The sequence below is a fragment of the Providencia sp. PROV119 genome, assembly GCF_028482435.1.
Lineage (GTDB): Bacteria > Pseudomonadota > Gammaproteobacteria > Enterobacterales > Enterobacteriaceae > Providencia > Providencia stuartii.
Genome location: NZ_JAMPQL010000001.1, coordinates 349,517 through 373,230, shown reverse-complemented (window position 1 = coordinate 373,230; position 23,714 = coordinate 349,517). Strand labels below are relative to the sequence as shown.

The following is a 23,714-nucleotide window of genomic DNA, read 5'->3' as shown; positions in this document are numbered from 1 at the left end:
TTGAAATCTGTATGTTGCTTTTTAACGGCCAAGAAATTGAGACTGACCCTCAGGGCTACCTTATCGATAGCCAACAATGGAGCGAAGATCTTATTCCTCTTCTCGCAGAGCAAGAAAATATCACTTTGACAGAAGAGCATCTTGAAATCATTCGCTTTGTTCGCGCATTCTACTTGGAATTTAATACATCTCCTGCCATCCGTATGCTCGTGAAAGCCGTTTCACAGCAATTTGGGGAAGATAAAGGAAATAGCCGCTACTTATATCGACTATTCCCTAAAGGCCCAGCAAAGCAAGCAACAAAACTTGCCGGCCTGCCAAAGCCCGTGAAATGTATTTAAATGGCTAGCCAATTAATAGCGGACCGAAAAATCCGCTATTTTTTCAGTGTGCCAATTTTCACTAAAATAGTGATCAATCTTTGCTCCTGGAGGGCCACCTGCATTGAGCCATTCTTCGACAAAACGGATATCTTGGTCTGAACCATAGATACCCAGTGCGACACTGCCATCTTCGCGATTATAGACATACCCTTTTATGCCATTTTGATTCGCCCAATGATACGTTTGGTAACGAAAACCAACTCCTTGTACGCGACCATAGATATAAAACAAACGTCCGGTTGATGTTGTCATTTTGGCCCCCATTATCAGTGCATTATTTACTAAAATACGATTTATTACAGTTGTCTTTTATTCATCGAACATATAATCTGGAATTGAGGCACTGCTTTTCAATGTTGCATATAAGACAGTGTATTGCGTTATGAGTAATTGTCCATACATTGGCTTGAAAACGCGGAACACTGCCCCAATATAAAGTTATAGCATAAGCAAGGCTTTTAGGAGGTGGCTATGATGATCACCAGTAAATATGGGATCGGGCAACAAGTTAGACATAAACTACTCGGCTACCTAGGCGTTGTGGTCGACGTCGATGCCGAATATTCGCTCGAACAACCACACGATGATGATATTGCTTCAAACAGCACATTACGTGATCTGCCTTGGTACCATGTTGTTATGGAAGATGACAACGGCGAAGCTATTCATACTTATTTGGCTGAAGCGCAAATTACTTATGAAACCGCTGATGACCATCCAGAGCAACCTTCCATGGACGAATTGGCAGAGTCTATTCGCTCACAATTACAGGCACCGCGCCTACGTAACTAGTTGTTTATAAAATTATTAACTTGTATCCAACAGTAAAGCAGCCCAACGCTGCTTTACTGTATTGTCATGCTTACTTTTCTAAACCTAATAAAGGGATTTCTTGTTTTGGGCATCTATCCATAACAAATTTCATGCCCGCAGCAAGTGCGATGTTTTTCGCATCTTCACTAATAACCCCCTTTTGTAGCCACAGTACTTTGGCTTTAATCGCAACGGCTTCCTGTGCGATCCCCACCGCGGCTTCAGCATTACGAAATACATCCACCATATCTATTGGTTGAGGAATATCCGCTAATTTTGCGTAGACTTTTTGCCCTAATAGCATTTGCCCTGCTAATTTAGGGCTGACAGGGATTATGGTATATCCTTGCTCTAATAAGTACTCCATCACTTCATAACTTGGACGATCTTTTTTATCACTTGCGCCAACTAAGGCGATCGTATTGACACTACGTAATATTTCAGCAATTTCTTGGTTAGTCATCAAAATAACTCCCTAAATCAGTAAACTATTAATCTACAATATGATATATGTTGTAGTGTGTGCTAACTCAATTTTTCTACTATGAGTACCACGTTGATGTTGCTGGCAAGATGAGAGAAAACATGGATTATGTTTTCAATTACCCCAGAAAGTTATGAGATAGTCTTTCTCTCATTATTGCGATAAAAACCAGCAGATCGCGACAAACACGTCATTATTAATATGCTTAGCGTGATACCACGCCACCTTTAAGGGAACATCATGGAATCAACTACTCGTACAATAAAAAACACTAAAAATATAGCACTCGTTGCCCATGACCACTGTAAATCTTCATTATTAGCTTGGGCAACAAAGAATAGCGAACAACTTAAATCCCACCAACTGTTTGGAACGGGTACCACAGCGAAACTGATTAGTCACCATACAGGGCTTCATGTTACTGGTATGCTTAGCGGCCCTATGGGCGGTGACCAACAAATAGGAGCGATGATCTCCGAACAAAAAATCGATGTTTTGATCTTTTTCTGGGACCCTCTGAATGCCGTTCCTCATGATCCAGACGTGAAAGCCTTATTACGTTTAGCGGCTGTTTGGAATATCCCTGTAGCCACTAATCCAGCAACAGCAGACTTTATTATTACGTCACCCTATTTTAATGGTGCAATTGATATAGTGATCCCTGATTACCAGCAGTACTTACAAGAACGCACAAAATAAGCCTTCAAGAGCCGGATAGTTTATCCGGCTCTTTGCTATTTAAGGTTTTTTCTGTCTAGGCACACCTAACTCTTTTAATTCACTAACGAACTCTGATGGTTCATCGGGGTTATACAGTAGCCATACTTGCTGTTTTGCACGCGTCATTGCCACATATAACAGCCGCCTCTCTTCTGCGTGCTCAAACTCCTCATGTTTAGGGAGTAACACTTGTTCCATAATGGATTCGCGTGCCGCCGCTGGGAATCCATCCTTCCCACTGTTCAGCCCACAAATAATGACATGATCGGCTTGCTTCCCTTTAGAGGCATGAATGGTCATAAACTCAATCTTAAGCTTTGGCCAGCGTGTTTGCGCTTTACTTAAGATTTCTGGTCGCAGATAGTGATAACGTGCTAAACATAAAATAGTTTCATTTTCCGTGACATAACCACTCATCTTATCGAATAAACGCTCCAGTGCATTTTCATAAAGCAAAACGACTGACTTTTTATTGCCTTTAACGAGGCTATTAAGTGGTTTATCGAGCTGCGTCGGATTTTGCAATATAAAGCGATTCGCAATTTCACCAATGCGCTGATTAAACCGATAAGTGGTGTCTAATGCGCACAGCGCTCCTTCGCCAAAATTGTGTTCAAAAGAGGTTGTCAGATCAAGCTCTGCCCCGCTAAAACGATATATAGCCTGCCAATCATCACCAACAGCAAAAAGTGACGTTTGTTTATTCTGTTGACGCAATGCCTGTAGCAGTTTTGCTCTTAACGGCGAAATATCTTGAAATTCATCGACCAATATGTGTTTCCAAGGGCTAATAAAACGCCCTTTCTCTAATAAATTAACAGCTTGATGGATCAACCCAGAGAAATCGATAGCCCCTTCATCTTTTAGAGCAGTTTTCCAAGCCTTTAATAAAGGTGACATGAGACGAAGGCGTTTTTGAAACAGATCTCTAAACTGCTCGTCGGCAGATTCGATCATCTCTTTCTGGCTACCGCCATGCATACGCATTAAACTTAACCAGCGCTCTAAGCGACTTACTATCTTTTTACTGATTTTTTCATCTTTCCAGAATTCACCTTCCGGTACATCCCACTGTAGCTCCTCAGTTAGCCACTCCCGCCAGCCTTTCGCTTGCGCTTTTTTCGTACTGCACTGTGTACGCCATTCATTCAATAACAATTCACCACGTTTTTGAGAGTCAGTTTCGAATTCACTGATAGCAGGTGATTTATTGCTTCCTTCACGAATGATATAGAGCGCTAGCGCATGAAATGTTTTGGCTTCAATATCCTCCTGCTGCAAACGCTCTTGGATACGTTCATTCATTTCTTGCGCCGCTTTACGACCAAACGCTAATAATAAGATTTGCTCAGCCTTAGCGAGCTTTCTTAAAAGAAGCCAGCCGGCTCTCGCGACTAATACTGACGTTTTCCCACTCCCCGCCCCAGCAAGTACTAAAACGTTATCTTCTCCATTAATGACGGAGAGTGCTTGGCTTGAGTTTAACGGGGAGGTTTCAACATGTTGGAAAAAATCACTATAGCGTGACAGGATTGATTCACTCCATTGTTGGTTAACCTGTTGCCGACAACGTTCTCCATCATTGAGCCATTGCAAACAGTAGTGATAAGGGGCAGCACAGTTTTCAAATTGACTGACTCGCGCTAACGGCAGAGGAAGGGAAGAAAATTGCTCGCTGATCTTTTTACGAAAGGTGTTTAATTCACGCAAGCTAAACCAATTATCCTGCTGAGTTTGCTGCTGTATTCCTTTTGCGAGGGCGACAAGCACTTGAGCACTGACCTCACTCATTTCAATGCTCCATTGTTGCCATTTATCATTTAAATAGTGATAAAAGCGTTGCGTTTGCTTCCATTCGGTTCCATGCAAACGAACAACTTGCTCATCAGCTAGTTCAAACTCTAACTCCCCCCAAACAATTCCCCTTTTGCAATGAATATCAATTAATTGGTTAAAAGGGATAAGATATTGATGTTTTTCACCACTCACCTCAATGCCAGCATTTAATAAGCGAACCCGATTATAGGGATGCTGAGCCAGGCGCTGCCCAATCTGTGTTGATTTCAGTTCCATACATCCTGCACCTGAGTAGTTCAATCATGAAAATAACGGCTGCTTGATTCCAGACAGTTTTTTATTACTTACAAACACGCTATCCTATATAGACTCTAAATATTCGAGTTGTATCTAGGCGGCAGATTAAACTGCTTGTTTATTCGTCGAAAAGACGCCCAAGGAGCCTATAAACCTTGAGCACTTCAACACGTAACAGCTAGGCAACTTAAAATATAACGAGTATAGACTACGAAATGTTCGCCTCTGAGGTACTTTGTGTTAACGCTGCTTACCAGTTATCGTCGTGTTTTATATAACAGTCATGCTCTATATTATATCCGAATCTTAATCGCCCTGACAGGGACGACACTGATCCCTTGGTTATTGGGGCAAGAGCCTAAAGTCACAATCCCTCTGACATTAGGTATGGTAGCGGCCGCCTTGACCGACCTAGATGATAGGTTGACTGGCCGATTAAAAAACCTAGCTATCACCCTACTTTGTTTTTTTATTGCCTCAGTTTCGATTGAGTTACTGTTCCCGCATCCCGTTCTGTTCTTTTTTGGGTTGGCACTCTCGACCTGTGGGTTTATTCTCTTAGGGGCGCTAGGTCAACGCTACGCCACTATTGCATTTGGTGCGTTATTGATAGCCATCTATACCATGCTTGGGGTGCCAATATTTGATACTTGGTACCAACAACCCGCCCTATTACTTATTGGGGCTATTTGGTATAACCTTCTTACGTTGATCGGCCACATTCTTTTCCCTGTTCGGCCTTTACAAGATGCGATCACTCAATGTTATCAACAGCTAGCCGCCTACCTCGATGCAAAGGCCAACTTATTCGACCCTGATCTTGAAGATGACTACCAACAGTCAGTCTATGATTTAGCATTAGTCAATAGCACCTTAGTCAGTACGATGAATCAGGCTAAAATTGCGCTGCTCAGTCGGCTCAAAGGCGATAGAGGCCAGAAAGGAACACGTAATACCCTACAATATTATTTCGTTGCACAAGATATCCATGAACGGGCTAGCTCATCACACATACAATATCAGCAACTGAGTCGTACGCTACGCCATAGCGATATTCTCTTTCGTTTCCAACGACTACTTAGCATGCAAGCGCGGGCTTGCCAACAGGTAGCACAATCTGTTTTGTGGCGTAAGCAGTACCAACATAACCCGCGCTTTGAAGGTACTTTTGCTTACCTTGAAAACTCACTGCAACTGCTAAAACAACAGTCACCTGCAATTCATGAAATTAAGGCGCTGTATAATCTACTCAAAAATCTAAAAGGGATTGATGTCCAACTGAGAGGGCTTGGCCTCGAACAAGGTTCACGCCAACAGAATAATAAACAATTTGAACAACTCTCAGATGAGTCACCTTCAGGCATCAGTGATATCATCGCGCGCTTCAAGCACCATTTAACACCGCAATCCGCCCTGTTCCGCCATGCAGTTAGGATGTCTCTCTTATTATGTACAGGCTATCTCATCATCCAATTATTTGATTTAGAAAGAGGATATTGGATTTTATTGACTAGCTTGTTCGTTTGTCAGCCTAACTATAGCGCAACAAAACGGCGGCTCGCACTCCGTATTATTGGCACACTGATTGGGATCCTCGTTGGCTTGCCGCTATTAAAATTTGTTCCTTCTATGGAAGGGCAGCTCACCTTAATTGTTATCTCTGGGTTACTGTTTTTTGTTTTCCGCAGTAGCCAATATGCGCAAGCGACACTATTTATTACTCTGCTCGTTCTATTTTGTTTCAACCTGCTAGGGGAAGGATTTGAAGTTGCTCTCCCTCGGGTCATTGATACGCTAGTTGGTTGTTTTATAGCCTTCCTTGCTGTTAGCTTTATATGGCCTGATTGGAAATTCCGCCAATTACCGCAGGTTGTGCAAAAAACCATGAATAGTAACTGCCGCTATTTAGATGCGATTTTACAGCAATATTACCAAGGTAAAGATAACAGTCTGGAATACCGTGTTGCGCGCCGCGATGCCCACAATAATGATGCTGAGTTTGCTTCTATCGTTTCCAATATGGCATCCGATCCTAAATCGTATAAAGTCACTCAAGAGCAAGCCTTTAGGCTCCTCTGCCTCAACCACACCTTACTGAGTTATATTTCAGCATTGGGTGCGCACCGAGAGCAAATGCAAAATGAGGAAAACCTGATTATTTTGAGTGATGCTATCTGTTATGTAGAAACATCATTACAAGTCATGAGCCTAGATACCTTAATGGATGAGAAATCAGAACGTCTACGAGAGAGTATCACTCATCGCATAGATAGCATATCGACCAGCGATGATGAAAAGACGGTCCTTATTATGGAACAAACAAGGCTGCTGCTTGAACTGATCCCTGAAATAAAATCCATGATCAAGCAAATTAATATTCCCGTTACTTCGCCTCTTGCAAATGGCCATCATTCAGCCATATAGCGGATAAATCAAACTGATGAGCGGGTGTCAAAATACAGCGTTAATCGTTACACCCGCTTGTGCGACCTTTAGCCTAATACGGTTCAACCAACGCTGTTGTACCAATTAATCAACTCTTGTTTAATTTGTGTCGGCAGCACAGCACTGTGATAACCTTCGATTGCACCAGCCAACCCAATTAATAATTTGATACTAGGGGAAAAACGACCAAGCTGTTTTAACTTCAAAAAACACGCTTTCGCGCCTATTTCACGTAAATCGTCGGCTTTATGAATACCTATTTTCCCTAATGCCCTTTCAACCGACATATTCATATTAGGTAAATCTTTTATCCGAGTGACGGCAGACTGCTTTTGCTGCCGCTCTTCAATAGCTGAACGATAGGCTAAATCAATGCAGTGCAATAAAAGCGCTTCATTCTCCCAAATCTGCTGAGGTAACTGATAATAGCGCAGCTCTAGTGGGATCCCTTTTTTACTGAAAACTAACCGTTCAAGTTCAATTGATTCAAAGTAGCTCCTTGCAAAAAGGCAGCCACGTAAATATAAGAGCCCATCAAGCGCTAAGCCAACAATAACGTTATCAACAATCAAACAATAGCCGCCAAAATAGTTTTTCTTTTTAAATTCACCAAAACCTTTTAACAGCTGATCTAATCGAGAATCATTTTTTTCCGTTAAAGACATACACCCAAACTCCTTATGAGCATTCATCTACTTCCATCCTTGTGTGTGAAACTATAAATACCTTAATTTTACAAACAATTAGCAGAAGTACATTCTGAGAGGATCCGCTAAAAACTCCAAGAATATTGCAGATAAAAACAACAAAGTTGCGAAGCGCTTTGAAAAAATAGTCTTGATATTGGATAAATATACAGTTACTGTATATGCATACAGTTTGATTGCGAGGTGAACTATGGCTATTTATTCTTGGAACAAGGCAACTGAACATTCTGTTAACCACAGCACACAAGCAATGCCTTCAACACCGCCTATTGATGGCTCGATGCAACAAGGCATGGTGAGTGAACTGGTTTACGATGAAAAACATCCTATTATGGATTACATTCTACTGCCGATGTTGCGTCAGTTCGGGGCGCAATCTCGTTGGCTGCTTTGGCTAAGCCCCAATAAAAAGTTAAGTCGTCACTGGTTAATGCAATCAGGCTTGCCTATTAACAAAATTATGCAACTCAGCAATATGGCGTCGATAACGACGATAGATGCGATGGAAAAGGCATTAAGAAGTGGTAATTATAGTGTTGTTTTAGGTTGGCTACCGGAATTAAATAAACAGGACTTTGCTCGCTTACAAACGGCAGCACAAGAAGGACATTCTATCGGCTTTATTATGCGCCCTCAAAAAACACATAATATCGCAAGTATCCATTCTGGACAGCAAAATAACCTAAAAATTCACTCTAACTATTATCACTAGCCAAGATTAAGAATATTCTTAGTAAATTTGACATTCGGATATCTCAGACTCAGAAAATACCGAAAAAATAATTGAGATCAATGTGATAGATAATAATCAACTCAAAATAGGATTACGTTTATCTCTCTGATTTATCCGCTAAAAAATGTTTTTTTACCATGATTTTTGCTTGCTCTACTTGTATCTTTTTTAGTTCGTTGTAGACTTTAGCTTGTTAAGGTTATGGCATTATTTTTTACTTTTTATAAATTTTTGTAGATAATGTCAGCGAAACCTAGCAAGTATTTTAAACCAATGGCGAATAATAAGGCTCTTTGAAGCCATGCCTATATTGGATGATAACGAGGCGTAAAAAATGAAAAAGACAGCTATCGCAGTAGCAGTGGCAGTAGCAGCTTTCGCAACTGTTGCGCAGGCAGCTCCAAAAGACAACACTTGGTATACCGGTGCTAAACTGGGTTGGTCTCACTATGAAGATACCAGCTTCACTCCAGTTGATCGTGAAAACACTGTAGGTAAAAGTACTGACCGTGATACTTTCGGTGCTGGTGCATACGCAGGTTACCAATACAACCAGTACATGGGCTTCGAGCTTGGTTATGACTGGTTTGGTAAAATGAAATACAAAGGTGCTGGTAACAACGGCGACCTGAAATCAATGGGTGTTTCTCTGACTACCAAACTGAGCTATCCAGTAATGGACGACTTAGACGTTTACACTCGTTTAGGTGGTATGGTATGGCGTACTGATGTTAAAGCACACCAAACAGGTGAAGAGCGTTACAAAGAAAACGATACTGGTGTTTCTCCTGTATACGCACTGGGTGTTGAATATGCAATCACTCCAAACTGGGCAACTCGTTTAGATTACCAATGGGTTAGCAACATCGGTGATAACGACAACCTGGGCGTACGTCCTGACAACGGCATGCTGAGCGTTGGTCTGGCATACCGCTTCAACCAAGAAGCAGCACCAGTTGTTGAGCCAGCTCCAGTTGTTGAGCCAGCGCCAGTTGTTGAGAACAAGCGTTTCACTCTGCGTTCAGACGTTCTGTTCAACTTCAACAAAGCAACTCTGAAACCAGAAGGTCAGCAAGCACTGAACGAACTGTATAACGAACTGAGCAGCATCGACCCAACTCAAGGTCGCGTACTGGTAGTTGGTTTCACAGACCGTATCGGTTCACAAAACTACAACCTGCCACTGTCACAAAAACGTGCTCAGTCAGTTGTTGATTACTTAGTTGCTAAAGGCGTTCCAGCAAGCGCAATCGCTGCTGAAGGTCGTGGTAAAGAAGATCCAGTAACTGGTAACAAATGTGACAACGTTAAAGGCCGTGCAGCTCTGATCGAGTGTCTGGCTCCAGACCGTCGCGTTGAAATCGAAATTCAAGGTACAACTGAAGTTGTCACTCAACCAGGTGCTTAATTCTTAGCCCCTCGTTCGAATTTCGAACTGAATACAAAAAACCCCATTTCGATGGGGTTTTTTTTTATGCTAAAAATCATCAGCTCACTAAACACAATCTGTCATTGTTACGATTAAATCGATCGTGGTCGAAAAAATAATGGCGGGTTACAAAGCATTTCGTTGGGAATAAAACGATCGTGGTTGATCAACGGGCAACTTGAGATAATCGTCTCCCCTATTTCTTGGTACTTGAATTCCCTAGAATCGCCTGTAGGTCTTGCTTTAACGAACTCATTTGGCTCTCATACTTATCTTTATGCTCAGCATCTTCGATCAACTGAATGATCGTCTCTGATAATGTTTTATTGCGTTTCACTGCAAGGTTAGATAAACGCTGCCAAACAGAAAAGTTAAGGTCGATAGATTTTTTTCTGGTATGGGGATGCTCAGCATTGAAATGACGTTTACGTCTTGCTCGAATGCTTTGCTTCATACGGTTATCCAATTGTGGATTCATATGCAAAGCGATCCATTTTAAAACCTCTGTGGGCTGGTTTTCCATTTTGAGCAATAGCGCGATAGCCTCACTTTCGGCACTTCTTTCGATATACCGAGTAATTGGCTCACCACTTCGGGACTTCTTCACCAGATATTCCCATTTCCAGCCACATTCTAAATTTTCAAGCTGCTGATATTTCATATTTTTTCCTGACGAAGATCGAACCTGACCTATATTAGCAATTTTAGATGAAGATACGCAATTTAAGCACCACCGTCGACCTATTATTGACAAAGAAGATAACAACTAGGCACAAAATAGTGTACAATCATCGCTCATCTATTAACAATTTAATGAACAAGCATGTCCACATTTGAATGCATACTTCTCGTATATGGGATAGGCGGGGTGTGCTCAGCGCTTATAACACTACTCCTGACTAAAGACCCTAATATCTTTATGAGATTGCTCAGTGCGCTCTTAATTGGCTTAACATGGCCAATGTCTTTACCTGTTGTGCTATTATTTTCTTTATTCTAACTGATTATACGACAATTATTGCTGCAAGATTGGCGCTCAAACGCTAATATAGCAACCTTGCCCTATGGGTAATAAATTGGCCTGAAAACAACATATACTCTAAATAGTTTGCAGTACAGCGAATTGCTCAAAAAATGAGCCGCCGCTAATGTACTAAAGTCTGTGAGTCGTACATATGTATGTCGTCAATAACGGGGCAGCCTACAATAAAAAGAGTATAAAATATCCAAACCAAATTCAGGCATACGCGCCCTGCTCATCGACAGGCATTTTACTTATAATCATATTAATAGCAGAAAAATTATAGTGATCAGTCAAGAACTAACATGGCAAGGCCTAATACCTGACCTAACGCCTTACCAGGCAAACTTTGTTTCTTCAGATACCCTGACTCCTGCTTCTTTGTCAGAAATCCAGCCAAGGCTATTTGATAGCATTGAGCGCTTTATCAAAGAGAATTCACGGACTCGATTTATGTTTATCAAGTCCGACGACAGTGAGCATTATCTAGCAACATTTGCTGAGGCGATCCGCCCTTTACTGACCCCATTTTCGCCCATTAATGGTGATTATCAACTCACTGAAAATAAACTTGCTTTCAAATGGTGTCCTGAAATTGAGAGTCGCTTCTCAAGCCGAGCAAATATTGCCTGTCGCCATTGGATTGAGCCGGAACAACTGTTTGGGTATATCACACCATCATTACATCCAGTGCCGGGTTTATTGCATCACGTTAATGGTGGAGTATTGATATTATCGGCATCATCATTGGTCTCTCAACCCCTGATGTGGCAGCGGCTACAAAATATGATAGCTCGCCGCCAATTCGAATGGTTGCCTTTCTCCGATAATCAACCATTACCGATTGAAATTGAACCTCAGCCACTCGATATCAAGTTAATCATTGTTGGTGACCGGCTTGAGCTTGAAGAGTTTGAGTACACTCACGCAGATCTCTTTGAACATGCTATTTATGGGGAATATGAACCCATAATGTTCTTTGATAATGAAGAACAACTCGCCTTGTGGATGCGCTATATAAAATCAATTATTAATGCTAACCATCTCCCCGAAATCGCACCTGATGGTTGGCCTACGTTTATCACTCAGGCAACACGGTTTTGTGAAGATAAATTTAATCTACCTCTTGATACACAGTGGCTAGCCCGCCGATTGACGGATGCCTCTCACTATCAGTCAGGCAACTTAATGGACGCCAATGCCTTTAATCAGGCTGTGGAAAACCGCCTATGGCGCCATAGTTTCCTGACAGAACGTTCACAAGACGATATTCTGCAAGAACAGGTTTTTATCAAAACCGAAGGCGAAGTGATAGGACAAATCAATGGATTGTCCGTCTTGCATTATCCTGGGCACCCAGAAGCGCTGGGAGAGCCTTCGCGCATTACCTGTGTCGCCCATTTAGGTGATGGGGAATTTGTCGATGTTGAACGGAAAGCCGAGCTTGGCGGCAACATTCATGCTAAAGGCATGATGATCATGCAAGCTTATTTAAATTATGAGCTAAAATTGGAGCAGCCTCAGCCATTCTCAGCCTCGATTGTTTTTGAGCAATCCTATGGTGAAGTTGATGGCGATAGCGCCTCTCTTGCCGAACTTTGTGCGTTAATTAGTGCATTAGCGCTCCAGCCTATCGATCAGCAAATCGCCGTCACCGGTGCTGTCGACCAGTTTGGTTATGTGCAGCCTATAGGTGGTGTAAACGAAAAAATCGAAGGCTTCTATGATATTTGTGCTCAGCGTGGTTTAACAGGGCAACAAGGGGTAATTATCCCAATGGCTAATGTGCGCCATCTCTGTGTCAAAGAGGCTGTTGTCAATGCCGTACAAGAGGGGCAATTCCATATTTGGCCTGTGGAGCATGTTGCTCAAGCGATCACATTACTCACTAAGCAGCCCTATTTTGAGCAGCAAGCTGAAGGTGATAACGTACACCTGTTAGCTTTAATTCAAGAACGCATCAATCAAGCAAATTCACCCGAAAAACCAAAACTTCCATGGTTCCTAAAATGGCTTGGTTGAATAAAAAAATATCAGATCGGAGTTGTTCAGCGTACAAGTGTAAGCTATCCTGTATTCTTAAACTTAATTAAGGCTATCAGAAGAACATGGTTGATAAACGCAGTTCCTATACAAAAAGTGATTTAGAAGCTTCTGGAAGAGGCGAATTATTTGGCGAAAATGGGCCTCCATTACCTTCAGGTAATATGTTGATGATGGATCGTATCATCACCATGACTGAAGATGGTGGTACCTTCAATAAAGGCTATGTCGAAGCTGAATTGGATATCAATCCAGACTTATGGTTCTTCGGCTGCCATTTTGTTAATGACCCTGTTATGCCTGGCTGTTTAGGCCTAGATGCCATGTGGCAACTCGTTGGTTTCTACCTCGGGTGGCTCGGCGGAGAAGGCAAAGGTCGTGCTCTTGGTGTTGGTGAAGTAAAATTCACGGGCCAAGTACTTCCAACGGCTAAAAAAGTGACTTACCGTATCAATTTTAAACGTGTTATTAACCGTAAATTGATTATGGGTCTTGCCGATGGTGAAGTACTGGTTGATGGTAAAGTCATTTACGTGGCTAATGACCTAAAAGTGGGTCTATTTAAAGACACTAGTGCTTTCTGATCCCGCACCTAAGCGCTAAAAACTAAAACCTCCGCAATGGCGGAGGTTTAAAATTTGTTTGAAGTGAATTAAAAAACCGTTTATTTAGGTTCTCTAACGAATAAGTTAGGCTTTGTTCTGCCTGATTATGCAGAGAGAATCGCCCTGTCCTCCATGGCTTTACGCCAGCCTCCTAACCAGTGCGATCGTGCATCTACAGATTGATAGGGGCACAATTCTTTGGAACGACCTGCTATACCTGCTTGATAACCTCTTGATAAAGCTCTTTCTAAACGGTCTCGCTTCTGTCTTTTCATGCCTTACTTCCCTCATTGTCTAAAATGGAAAAGAAAACAGCACCTAAGCCCTTCATAGCGTTAAGTTAAGTCACTAGTGGGATTCCGCTCACCGACCCTTTCTTGATACTTAGGGATAGCTTGCCTTGCCACTCACAGACAATTCAAACTATGTAGGGGATCATCTCATTTAGGTACACTATAGAAATACAGCCGACAGATTAGAAAATCAAGTAAAGAATTTCATATAAATGTCATAAATGCTATAAATGTGATTTATATTTTCAAATTATGACAACTCGTTGATTTTAAATAAATTAATATCAATTTTATTATATGTATTTATATTGAAATATTTTATAATTGAATGATATGCAACCAATTTTATAAAAAAATGCACCTTAGCCAATGACGGCGTAAGATGCACTTTATTGATGAAAATAGTGAATATTACTTAAGATTTATTGGCCTCTTTAGCAATCTCACTCGCAACTTGCTGCCATCCATCAGCCAGCGTACGGACTAATTCTGGATAGCCATCTTCTTTTTGTTCAAGCTGTATATCGAAGTTACGACGGATGATCTCTTTGTCACGCGACAAAGTCCAGAACCCTTGAACTAATACCTTACCATCGTAGCGGCCATTAAAACTTGTTAGCGTAATATCCAATGTGTCCGGCGAATTCTGCAAAGGTTGTAATGAGACTAAACGCCCCGGCAACGCAGAAGACAATTCACTCACCATGGATTGTCCTAACTGTTGTTCTAATGGGCTAGCCCATAAATGGGAGCTAGCATTATTGTAACTGACATCTGACGTTTGGTAAGTAATACCATTTGATGTCAGAACATCCGCCAGCATGATGCGCTGTAACCAAATTTGATTTTGTTGCCCCATCACAACCGCACTTTGTGTTGCCGGCGATTTCACCGGCAATTGGTAATACACTTTTTCAGGGGTGCTGCTACAAGCCGCCAGCATTAAAACAAATATCGATATCAGATATCTCATTATTTTTTCACTCCTTTCGGTACAGGATCCTTAGACGGCTCAGCTTCGAATACCAAGGCATTACTCTTATTATTCAAAGTACGTAACAATGGCTGGACTTCCCTAAGCACCTGATCTAAACGTTGCATATTATCGACCATCTTATTATATGCAGGTGACCCCGGTTGGAACCCTTGCATCGCACGGTTCATTTCATTCAACGTTTTTTGCAAGTCTTGAGGGAGTTTCTGGAACTCTTTACTTCCCATCACTTTATTTAGCTCAGCGAGCATAACTTGCGCTTCTTTGATCGTTTTTTGCCCTTCTGCCAACGTTTGAGTCGTTTGATTCAGCATAGGCTCAATCGGCATCGCATTGATTTTATCCAGCACAGAAATCACTTTTTGCTGAATTTGCGCTAAGCCACCGCTCGTCGTTGGGATGACTTTATAACCAGCCACCACAGTTGGCCCTTTATATTCAGGCACATTAGGCACAAAGTCGAGATCAACAAACAGTGCCCCTGTTAGCAAGTTCCCAGATTTTAACGATGCACGAAGCCCATCCTTCATCGCTAATTTCAACTCATTTTTCAAGTTAAAATCAGCACCAACATCTTTCGCAAAACGCTCAGGCTCAATATGAATTAATACAGGAATACGGAAATCGTTATCCAGTTTTTGGTCGAGGCCTTTGGTATAGAATGGCACTTGAGCGACCGTTCCTAGGCGAATACCACGGAACTCCACCGGTGCACCAGGCTGTAGTCCACGTACTGAGTCAGAGAAGAACAGAACGAAATCTTGGTATTCAGTATACAGAGAGTTTTGAATACTACTTTGGTTATCAAAGAGTTTAAATTCTGTATTTTCTTTTACACCTTCTCCCGGCGCCCAGCCAGCAGGTACATCAAAGCTTACGCCTCCTGTCAGCAAGGTGGCAATAGAGCCAAGCTCAACATGGATCCCTTGCGATGACATATCAAATGCAATACCACTGTCCTTCCAAAAGCGCACATTCGTACTAATTAACTTATCATAAGGTGCGTTGATGAACAGTTGATAGCGCATATCACGCTTACTCATGTCGAAATTACTGGTTTCAACTGAGCCAACACGGTAACCTCTAAACAGTACAGGGTCGCCTGGATTGAGTTGCCCAGCGCGGTCACTCACCAAGATAACGCGGATCCCTTTCGCATCCGGTGAGGCTAAAGGCGGCGAATCAAGCAGTGTAAACTCGTTATGCTCCTTTTTAGAGTTACCCGGTTGTAATTCGATGAAAACTCCCGAAAGTAATGTGCCTAATCCTGTCACACCTTCACGGCCAATTGTCGGTTTTACGATCCAAAATGCAGAATCCGCACGTAGGAGATCTTTCATATCGCTATTTAAGCGTGCTTTGATAACAACTCGACTGAAGTTGTCATCCAGCGTCACGCTTTCAACAATACCAATATCCACACTACGGCTCTTGATTTTGGTTTTACCCGCTTCAATGCCTTCTGCATTGTAAGTAATTAATGTCACTTCAGGGCCTTGATGGCTGAAGTGATAAAATAGTATCCAAGCACCAATGAGAACAGTAACGATAGGGATCACCCAAACAGGTGACCAACTTTTCAATTTACTGATTTTGGCATTGGCCTGTGGTGTTTCTTGTTCACTCACCCGATGGCTCCTTCTTGTTCAACAACTTTTACCGCACTTTTCTTTTCACAACGATCCCATGTTAATCGAGGGTCGAAAGTCATCGCAGCAAACATCGTTAAAATCACAACGACACCAAAGAAAATAACGCCCTGTGCAGGGACGATACTCATTAATTGCCCCATTTGTACCAATGCGGCCAAAATAGTAATGACAAACACATCGATCATTGACCAACGCCCCACATACTCCACCAATTCATAAATAAAGTGCATTCGATGTGGGTCTCGGTTGCCATAACCTTGAGAGTCAAGGCATAACCACGCGATACCTATCATTTTTAACGAGGGCACCATAATACTGGCGATAAAAATAATTAATGCGACAGGATAAGAGCCATCCCCCCACAATAATATCACGCCGTCCATAATCGTTGAGTCCATATCGCTACCCAACATATTGGTCGTCATCACCGGTAAGACATTCGCTGGAATATATAGGAAAAACGAGGTCAATAGCAGCGCAACGGTCCACTGTATACTTTGATGCTTACGTACGCTACCACGAGCGTAACAGCGCGGACATTGGGATTGTTCCGCCGGTAAGATAGCCGTGCACACTAGGCACAGCCTTACGTTTTGGCTGATCCCAGTTCGCCCTACTTCTAATTTATGGGCTAACTTAGGGGCTGCTTCAATTTTGTTCCACATCCAATGCCGGTCAAGGCATTGAAATGCCCTAACTTGCAAGAGGCAAAATAGACAATACGGCAAAAAGCTTAACCCAACACCAATGTCACCATAAGCAATCAGTTTTACAAAGCTAACCAGAACCCCTGCGAGGAAAATTTCCGCCATACACCAAGATTTCATTTGAAATAGGATACGGCTGATCCACACTTTGATTCTTTTTGGAACATACACTTGTAATCCCAATAGTATGATTGTCACCATACAAAAGGCAGGGATGACTAATGAAAATAACAGAAAAAAGAGGGCTAAGCTGCTGTAACGCGTTGTCGAAATAATCTCGATAATTTGAAATATAGAAATTTCATTTTCAATCCCAGCCGCACTCATTTTGACAAATGGAAACATACAAGCGACGAGCAGCATAATTAATGCGCTAAACGCATACGCTGCCGGCTGCTTGTATGGATAGCGCCACTTTGACACCAACACTGTATGACAGCGTGGGCAGGTTGCTTTAGTTCCCTGTTCTAATTCAGGTACCGCAACCAGCATGTCGCATTGTGTGCACAGCACATGTTCATGAGACTCATGAGAGCACAAGGTGATTCGCCCCTTCTTATTTCCTGAACGATAAACTAGCCATTTTTCAGTAGCTCAAGCTCTTGCCAGCGGTCGAACGCCTGCTCTAGCGCTTGTTCCTTTTCAGCTAATGTATTTAATGTTTTTTCGGTTATATCGTGAGGCTGGTTAAAGAAATCAGCATCACCAATCGCCGCTTGAAGTGCTTCAATTTCACCTTCTAGCTGTTCGAGCTTCGATGGTAATTGTTCTAATTCACGTAGTAAATGGTAGCTTATCTTATTATTTCGCTTTGTAGGTTCTTTTACCTTAGGCGATTTATCTTGCTCCGCTATTTTACTTTGTTGTGAATTTTTCAAGCTCACGGTTTGTGCTTTTTGCTGTTGGGCATCAAAATAGCCGCCAGCGTAACGGTTAATCACCCCGTTACCTTCAAAAATCCAACACTCTGTTACGCTATTATCAACAAATTCACGATCATGACTAACCAATAAAACAGTGCCTTGATAGCTATCGACCAACTCTTCAAGCAGTTCTAGTGTTTCGACATCAAGGTCATTGGTCGGTTCATCGAGGATCAATAAGTTGCTTGGCTTTAAAAATAAGCGTGCAAGTAACAAACGATTACGCTCACCACCAGATAATGCTCGTACCGGTGTCATGGCGCGTTTGGGCGGGAACATAAAGTCTTGTAGATAACCGAGTACGTGGCGTGGTTTACCATTGACCATCACCTCTTGCTTCCCTTCTGCAAGGTTATCCATGACCGTCTTATCAGGATCGAGTGCGGCGCGGTGCTGATCAAAATAAGCGACTTCTAATTTAGTTCCACAGTGCACTCTGCCACTATCTGCTTTGAGATCACCCAACATCAATTTGAGCAGGGTTGTTTTACCGCAGCCGTTTGGCCCAACTAAAGCGATTTTGTCTCCACGTAACACTTGCGCACTAAAGTCTTTAACCAGTACTTTATCATTGATTTGGTAATTCACATTTTCCAGTTCAAAGACAATTTTCCCTGAGCGAGACGCTTCCTCAACCTGCATTTTCGCACTTCCCAGCACTTCACGGCGCTGAGAGCGTTCTACGCGCAAGGCCTTGAGTGCACGAACACGCCCTTCATTACGGGTACGTCTCGCTTTAATACCTTGTCTGATCCACGCTTCTTCTTGGGCCAGCTTGCGGTCAAATTCTGCATTTTGCATCTCTTCCACACGCAACGCTTCTTCTTTTGCCACCAAGTAATCATCATAATTGCCCGGCCATGACGACAACTTACCTCTATCCAGATCAACAATACGTGTTGCCATATTGCGAATAAATGAGCGGTCATGGGAAATAAATACGATACTACCTTGGAAATCTTTCAAAAAGTTTTCTAACCATAAAATGGTTTCGATATCCAAGTGGTTAGTCGGCTCATCAAGAAAGAGGACTTGTGGATTACTCACTAATGCACGACCAAGAGCCGCTTTACGTAGCCAGCCCCCAGACAGTGATGACAGTTGAGTATCCGCTGGCAAATCCAATTTTTTCAAGACATCACTGATACGGGCATCCAATAGCCATAAGTTACGGCTATCTAGTACTTCTTGTAATTCAGCTAATTTATTTAAATTCTTTTCACTCGGATCGGTTTCCACCAATTTAGAAACATGGTGATACTCTTTGAGGTATTCTGCCTGCTCTGCTACGCCTTCGGCAACAAAGTCAAAAATCGTCCCTTCAATATTACGGGGTGGGTCTTGCTGTAAACGAGCAACCACGAGATCTTGTTGGTAAAGCAGTTGCCCATCATCAAGAGGCTGCTCTTTAGTTAGGACGCGCATGAGTGTCGATTTACCCGCACCGTTGCGTCCAACTAAACAGACACGCTCATTTTCTTCGATATGAAGTTCCGTGTTATCCAATAAAGGGGCATCACTAAACGAAAGGTATGCACCCGATAAATTAATTAAAGCCATTGATGTTATCCTTTATGCTGCATGGCGGATCAGCCAGCAGTTATGAATCTGACGATTACGAGCAAAATCTTCTGAACGCGTTTTGGCGGTAATTTCTTCTGCTTGTAGTCCTAACGCATTCAGAGCTTCGATATCCATTTTAAAGCCACGCTTATTGTTAGAGAACATGATGGTACCACCACGACGTAACATGCGTTTTAGGTGAGTGATCAACTGAACATGGTCGCGCTGTACATCAAAAGTACCATCCATTCGCTTTGAGTTTGAGAATGTTGGCGGATCAATAAAAATCAAATCAAATTGTTCTGGGCTATTCGCCAACCAGTTTAAGCAGTCAGCTTGGATCAAGCGATGTTGGCGCCCCGTTAAGCCGTTAGCCTGTAAGTTTTTCTCTGCCCACTCAAGATAGGTACGCGACATATCAACTGACGTGGTGCTTTTCGCGCCTCCAAGCCCTGCATGAACTGTTGCGGAGCCGGTGTAGCAGAAGAGATTAAGAAAATCTGCACCACGACTCATTTGTCCTAACATGCGTCGAGCAATGCGGTGGTCTAAAAACAGCCCTGTATCAAGATAGTCGGTTAAGTTCACCAGCATCTTAGCGTTGTATTCTTGCACTAAAAAGAAATCCTCTTTTTGTGCTAGCTTTTCATATTGCTGTTTACCTTTCTGACGTTGGCGTGTTTTTAATACCAACTGGTTAGATGACAGCTGCAATACATTCATCGTCGCCGTGATCACATCAAATAAACGTTGGCGCGCTTTGCGTTCATCCACTGTTTTCGGTGGTGCATACTCCTGTACGACCACTTTGTCACGATAAACATCGATAGCCACATTATATTCTGGCAAATCTGCATCATAAATGCGGTAGCAATCAATCCCTTGCTGTTTAGCCCACTTGCTGAGTTTTTTATGGTTCTTACGTAAGCGATTAGCAAAATCAGGAGAGATTTCACCGACCGTTTCCGACGGTGTTTCTGCCAATAAATAATTTTTCTGTACGCAATCCAATGGGCCATTTTTGGCCTTAAATTCACGTTCAGAGCGTAGTTGTAAGCAACTTAACAGTTCAGGAGAGGCACTAAAAATAGATAAACGCCAACCAGGGAAACGCGCCTTCACAATACGGCCTAATTGGCTATGTAAAGCAATCAATGCAGGCTCACTTTCAAGACGTTCGCCATAAGGCGGGTTACTTAAAATGGTTCCCTTAATGCCTGTTTCAACAGGGTTTTCAAGCATAGCAGCATCGCCATGATTGAAACTCACTAATGTTTGAACGCCCGCCCTACGTGCATTAGAGCGCGCCATATCAAGCACTCGTTTATCGATATCAAAACCATAAAAACGCGATGTTGTCTCTTTTAGGCCTTGACGAAAACGCACTTGCGCTTCCGTGATCAGCTCTCGCCATAATGCAAGGTTATATTTTGACCAAGCATAGAACCCCCAATGTTCACGGTACAAGCCAGGCGCTCTGTCTGCTGCAATCATAGCCGCTTCAATCAATAGTGTGCCGGAGCCACACATAGGATCGACAAGGGGGGTGCCCTGCTGCCAGCCTGAGCGATTGATAATTGCAGCGGCTAACGTCTCTTTTAATGGCGCTTGCCCTGCCAAATCACGATAACCACGGATATGAAGTGCATCACCACTTAAATCAAGCGCTACACTAGCTTTCTCTTTATTCAAGTAAACATTGATACGAATATCAGGCTGCTGGCGTGCAACATCAGGCCGCTGATCTAATTTACGTACGAAGCAATCGACAATGGCATCTTTAACTTTTAAAGCACCATATTGGCTATTGCGGATCTCTTCGTTTGTACCACTAAAGTGAACTGAAAATGTGTCCTCAACTGAGAATACCTCAGTCCAATCGATAGCTTGTACACCAAGGTATAAATCTAAGTCGCTATAAACATCAAATTCATTCAATGGTAATAAGATACGGGATGCCAGCCTACTCCAGAGTAGACTCTGATACATCACCCGTTCATCAGCCTGAAAATAGACGCCCCCTTGTGCAACTCGGCACTGACTAGCGCCCAGAGCTTCCAATTCCGATTTCAATAGTTCTTCTAGGCCACGAGCTGTGCTGGCAAACAGAGAATTCATAGTATTTTTTACCAATTTGGATGAAAAATTGTTGCGCATTATAGCTAATCTTATGGACTTGTCATAAAGTTGCTCAGCAACAATTATAAGGATTAAATAATGATTACGCTTTCACGCCTTTATACGCACCCAGTCAAATCAATGAGAGGGATACGCCTGTCTCATGCATACGCCGATACCAGTGGGCTAATATTTGATCGCAATTTTATGGTAACAACACTGGAAGGTAAATTTATCACGGCAAGAAAATACCCTCAGATGTTACTATTTACACCAGCAATGTTAAATAATGGGCTTTATCTCAAAGCACCCGATGGTGAAAGTGTGACGGTATTGTATCAGGACTTTGATGAGAATCAGAGCCCAACTGAAGTCTGGGGCAATCATTTTCATGCACTTATTGCGCCTGAATCAGTCAATACTTGGCTAAGTCGTTATTTTGATGAGCCTGTTCAACTACGCTGGTTAAGTCCTCACTTGTCACGTCGCGTCAAAACCATGCCCGATGTGCCTATGTCGTTTGCCGATGGCTACCCCTTCTTATTAATTAATGAAGCTTCGGTACAAGAGCTACAAAGGCGTTGCCCCGCCAGCATTAAGCTCGAGCAATTTCGCGGTAATTTGATTATCACCGGTGCCCAACCTTTCGAAGAAGATACATGGAAAACGATTCAGATTGGCGATGTCGTTTTTAGCTTAGACAGACCATGTAGCCGCTGTATTCTAACGACTGTTAGCCCTGAAAAAGGCATTAAACATCCACACAGCGAACCATTAGCAACACTACAAACCTTCCGTACCACGGAAAGTGGTGATGTGGATTTCGGGCAAAATGTCGTTATCCATAATACTGGGATTATACGAGTGGGTGATACCGTGACAGTTCTTGAAAAGAAACAACCTAATCAGTATATCCCAAAAGAGCGAGAAACGGATAATAAAGCGAAAAGTCCTTCTACGCCATTAAGTACGGTCACAGTCACTTTTGAAAATCATGATTATGAAGGAAATAACCAAGAAGTGATCCTTGAACAATTGGAATCAAAAGGGATCACTTTACCTTATTCCTGCCGTGCTGGTATTTGTGGTCAATGCAAAATAAAGTTGATTGAAGGGGAAGTCACACCATTAAAACAAAGTGCAATTAAAGCGGATGGTTATATCTTAGCCTGTAGTTGCATTCCCAAAAGTACCATTAAATTAGCTTTAAGCTAATTTTCTAACACCATCATCTCAATAATAACGATTATTTTATTGATGGTGTTATTGGCGAATATTAAAGAATATCCATATTAATAGATCATGGACGATCAATTAAATGACATTCTCATACAGTAAGCGATTAGACTTGCGTTTATATTGCCTCATACGATCATTCATGATCTTAATTGGATCACAAAAGCGTAATTTACGATCAGGCAATTCTAATTGTGCCTCCGCTAATAAACACAAACTTGCCGACGTACCAGCCTCAGCAATAATAAATGTCGCTATATGATGGCTATTTTCTAAACACACTTGAATAAGCTGACCTTGCGCAGGTACTTGAATATCGTGAAAAGGAGAAAAATACCAACTTTTCGGCATTTGCGGTTTTAAAAAGCGAAATGCCACTAAACTGTTCAGTACTAATTCAGCCCGTTCTTCATGAGATAGATTTAATTTTTTAGCCTGCTCATCAAATATATAAAACTCCGCAGCATCTTCAATGCTAAAAGGCATTTCATCACGTGCGAATGCTGTCAGCATTTTTGCGGGAAAACATGAGCGAAATATCATGCCGTTGGCGAGATCTAGCATCACCCTATCATGGTCATGATCAAAATACCAACGCCAATGATCATCGGGTTTTATTATCATAAACGATCCCTTAGCGATTTACCGGTATACTCACCATACTTTAAGTTGCCAATTGAGTCGTGCTCAATTACCCTAGCTGTTGCATTATTTTGCTCTAAGGATTTTTTAAACGAATAATTCGCTTACT

Annotated in this window: 22 protein-coding genes; 10 read left to right on the top strand and 12 right to left on the bottom strand. The window is 42.2% G+C overall.

The features are described from left to right. Positions 1-11: 11 nt before the first annotated feature. Positions 12-341, top strand: a complete 330-nt coding sequence (locus PSF11_RS01680) for a TusE/DsrC/DsvC family sulfur relay protein (protein WP_004918228.1) — start codon at positions 12-14, stop codon at positions 339-341. A 12-nt stretch (positions 342-353) separates the two neighbouring features. On the opposite strand, the gene PSF11_RS01675 is transcribed toward PSF11_RS01680, so the two are convergent. After that, positions 354-635 (bottom strand): acylphosphatase, encoded by a 282-nt coding sequence (locus PSF11_RS01675; RefSeq protein WP_223854711.1) that lies wholly within the window; start codon positions 633-635, stop codon positions 354-356. Between the two features lie 219 nt (positions 636-854). On the opposite strand from PSF11_RS01675, the gene hspQ reads away from it, so the two are divergent. Further along, positions 855-1,175, top strand: a complete 321-nt coding sequence (gene hspQ, locus PSF11_RS01670; RefSeq protein WP_004918224.1) for a heat shock protein HspQ — start codon at positions 855-857, stop codon at positions 1,173-1,175. Positions 1,176-1,245: 70 nt separating this feature from the next. On the opposite strand, the gene PSF11_RS01665 is transcribed toward hspQ, so the two are convergent. Next, positions 1,246-1,659 carry a CoA-binding protein gene (locus tag PSF11_RS01665; RefSeq protein ID WP_036943643.1) on the bottom strand — a complete coding sequence of 138 codons (414 nt, stop codon included), beginning with the start codon at positions 1,657-1,659 and terminating at the stop codon, positions 1,246-1,248. A gap of 261 nt (positions 1,660-1,920) precedes the next feature. Here PSF11_RS01665 and PSF11_RS01660 point away from each other — a divergent pair, with 261 nt between their 5' ends. Next, on the top strand, positions 1,921-2,379 hold the full coding sequence (locus PSF11_RS01660; RefSeq protein WP_014657950.1) for a methylglyoxal synthase: 459 nt from the start codon (positions 1,921-1,923) through the stop codon (positions 2,377-2,379). A gap of 39 nt (positions 2,380-2,418) precedes the next feature. Here PSF11_RS01660 and helD read toward each other — a convergent pair whose 3' ends face one another. Continuing rightward, positions 2,419-4,473, bottom strand: coding sequence for a DNA helicase IV (gene helD / locus PSF11_RS01655; protein WP_272682728.1), 2,055 nt, complete (start codon positions 4,471-4,473; stop codon positions 2,419-2,421). A 258-nt stretch (positions 4,474-4,731) separates the two neighbouring features. Here helD and yccS point away from each other — a divergent pair, with 258 nt between their 5' ends. Continuing rightward, positions 4,732-6,918 (top strand): YccS family putative transporter, encoded by a 2,187-nt coding sequence (gene yccS / locus PSF11_RS01650; protein ID WP_014657948.1) that lies wholly within the window; start codon positions 4,732-4,734, stop codon positions 6,916-6,918. 83 nt (positions 6,919-7,001) lie between these two features. Here yccS and PSF11_RS01645 read toward each other — a convergent pair whose 3' ends face one another. Next, positions 7,002-7,604 (bottom strand): TfoX/Sxy family DNA transformation protein, encoded by a 603-nt coding sequence (locus PSF11_RS01645; RefSeq protein WP_225829639.1) that lies wholly within the window; start codon positions 7,602-7,604, stop codon positions 7,002-7,004. A gap of 232 nt (positions 7,605-7,836) precedes the next feature. On the opposite strand from PSF11_RS01645, the gene sulA reads away from it, so the two are divergent. Both sulA and ompA read left to right on the top strand, forming a co-directional pair. After that, the gene (gene sulA / locus PSF11_RS01640; RefSeq protein ID WP_014657947.1) at positions 7,837-8,358 is read left to right on the top strand and encodes an SOS-induced cell division inhibitor SulA; all 522 of its coding nucleotides are present in this window, start codon (positions 7,837-7,839) and stop codon (positions 8,356-8,358) included. A 355-nt stretch (positions 8,359-8,713) separates the two neighbouring features. After that, positions 8,714-9,787, top strand: a complete 1,074-nt coding sequence (ompA, locus tag PSF11_RS01635; RefSeq protein ID WP_014657946.1) for a porin OmpA — start codon at positions 8,714-8,716, stop codon at positions 9,785-9,787. Positions 9,788-10,004: 217 nt separating this feature from the next. On the opposite strand, the gene matP is transcribed toward ompA, so the two are convergent. Then, the gene (gene matP, locus PSF11_RS01630; protein ID WP_004918208.1) at positions 10,005-10,469 is read right to left on the bottom strand and encodes a macrodomain Ter protein MatP; all 465 of its coding nucleotides are present in this window, start codon (positions 10,467-10,469) and stop codon (positions 10,005-10,007) included. A gap of 162 nt (positions 10,470-10,631) precedes the next feature. Here matP and PSF11_RS01625 point away from each other — a divergent pair, with 162 nt between their 5' ends. From PSF11_RS01625 to fabA, 3 genes are all read left to right on the top strand, one after another. Continuing rightward, positions 10,632-10,808, top strand: coding sequence for a GhoT/OrtT family toxin (locus tag PSF11_RS01625; RefSeq protein WP_014657945.1), 177 nt, complete (start codon positions 10,632-10,634; stop codon positions 10,806-10,808). Between the two features lie 306 nt (positions 10,809-11,114). Then, the gene (locus PSF11_RS01620; protein ID WP_004918203.1) at positions 11,115-12,851 is read left to right on the top strand and encodes an AAA family ATPase; all 1,737 of its coding nucleotides are present in this window, start codon (positions 11,115-11,117) and stop codon (positions 12,849-12,851) included. An 86-nt stretch (positions 12,852-12,937) separates the two neighbouring features. Continuing rightward, positions 12,938-13,456, top strand: coding sequence for a bifunctional 3-hydroxydecanoyl-ACP dehydratase/trans-2-decenoyl-ACP isomerase (gene fabA / locus PSF11_RS01615; RefSeq protein ID WP_004918201.1), 519 nt, complete (start codon positions 12,938-12,940; stop codon positions 13,454-13,456). A 125-nt stretch (positions 13,457-13,581) separates the two neighbouring features. On the opposite strand, the gene rmf is transcribed toward fabA, so the two are convergent. From rmf to rlmKL, 6 genes are all read right to left on the bottom strand, one after another. Further along, on the bottom strand, positions 13,582-13,752 hold the full coding sequence (gene rmf, locus PSF11_RS01610) for a ribosome modulation factor (protein ID WP_014657943.1): 171 nt from the start codon (positions 13,750-13,752) through the stop codon (positions 13,582-13,584). Between the two features lie 433 nt (positions 13,753-14,185). Next, entirely contained in the window at positions 14,186-14,743 is a 558-nt protein-coding gene (gene pqiC / locus PSF11_RS01605; protein ID WP_036943633.1) for a membrane integrity-associated transporter subunit PqiC, read from the bottom strand. Next, entirely contained in the window at positions 14,743-16,392 is a 1,650-nt protein-coding gene (gene pqiB / locus PSF11_RS01600) for an intermembrane transport protein PqiB (protein ID WP_004918196.1), read from the bottom strand. Before pqiB ends, pqiC begins: the two co-directional genes overlap by 1 nt. After that, on the bottom strand, positions 16,389-17,663 hold the full coding sequence (pqiA, locus tag PSF11_RS01595; RefSeq protein WP_071599643.1) for a membrane integrity-associated transporter subunit PqiA: 1,275 nt from the start codon (positions 17,661-17,663) through the stop codon (positions 16,389-16,391). The genes pqiB and pqiA overlap by 4 nt, the downstream gene beginning before the upstream one ends. 35 nt (positions 17,664-17,698) lie before the next feature. Beyond that, positions 17,699-19,606 carry an ABC transporter ATP-binding protein gene (locus tag PSF11_RS01590; RefSeq protein ID WP_004918188.1) on the bottom strand — a complete coding sequence of 636 codons (1,908 nt, stop codon included), beginning with the start codon at positions 19,604-19,606 and terminating at the stop codon, positions 17,699-17,701. Positions 19,607-19,618: 12 nt separating this feature from the next. Then, positions 19,619-21,727, bottom strand: coding sequence for a bifunctional 23S rRNA (guanine(2069)-N(7))-methyltransferase RlmK/23S rRNA (guanine(2445)-N(2))-methyltransferase RlmL (gene rlmKL / locus PSF11_RS01585; protein WP_072503022.1), 2,109 nt, complete (start codon positions 21,725-21,727; stop codon positions 19,619-19,621). 99 nt (positions 21,728-21,826) lie between these two features. On the opposite strand from rlmKL, the gene PSF11_RS01580 reads away from it, so the two are divergent. Then, positions 21,827-22,942, top strand: a complete 1,116-nt coding sequence (locus PSF11_RS01580) for a YcbX family protein (RefSeq protein WP_072502954.1) — start codon at positions 21,827-21,829, stop codon at positions 22,940-22,942. Between the two features lie 99 nt (positions 22,943-23,041). Here PSF11_RS01580 and PSF11_RS01575 read toward each other — a convergent pair whose 3' ends face one another. Beyond that, positions 23,042-23,587 carry a cell division protein ZapC gene (locus tag PSF11_RS01575; protein ID WP_004918182.1) on the bottom strand — a complete coding sequence of 182 codons (546 nt, stop codon included), beginning with the start codon at positions 23,585-23,587 and terminating at the stop codon, positions 23,042-23,044. Between the last annotated feature and the right edge of the window lie 127 nt (positions 23,588-23,714).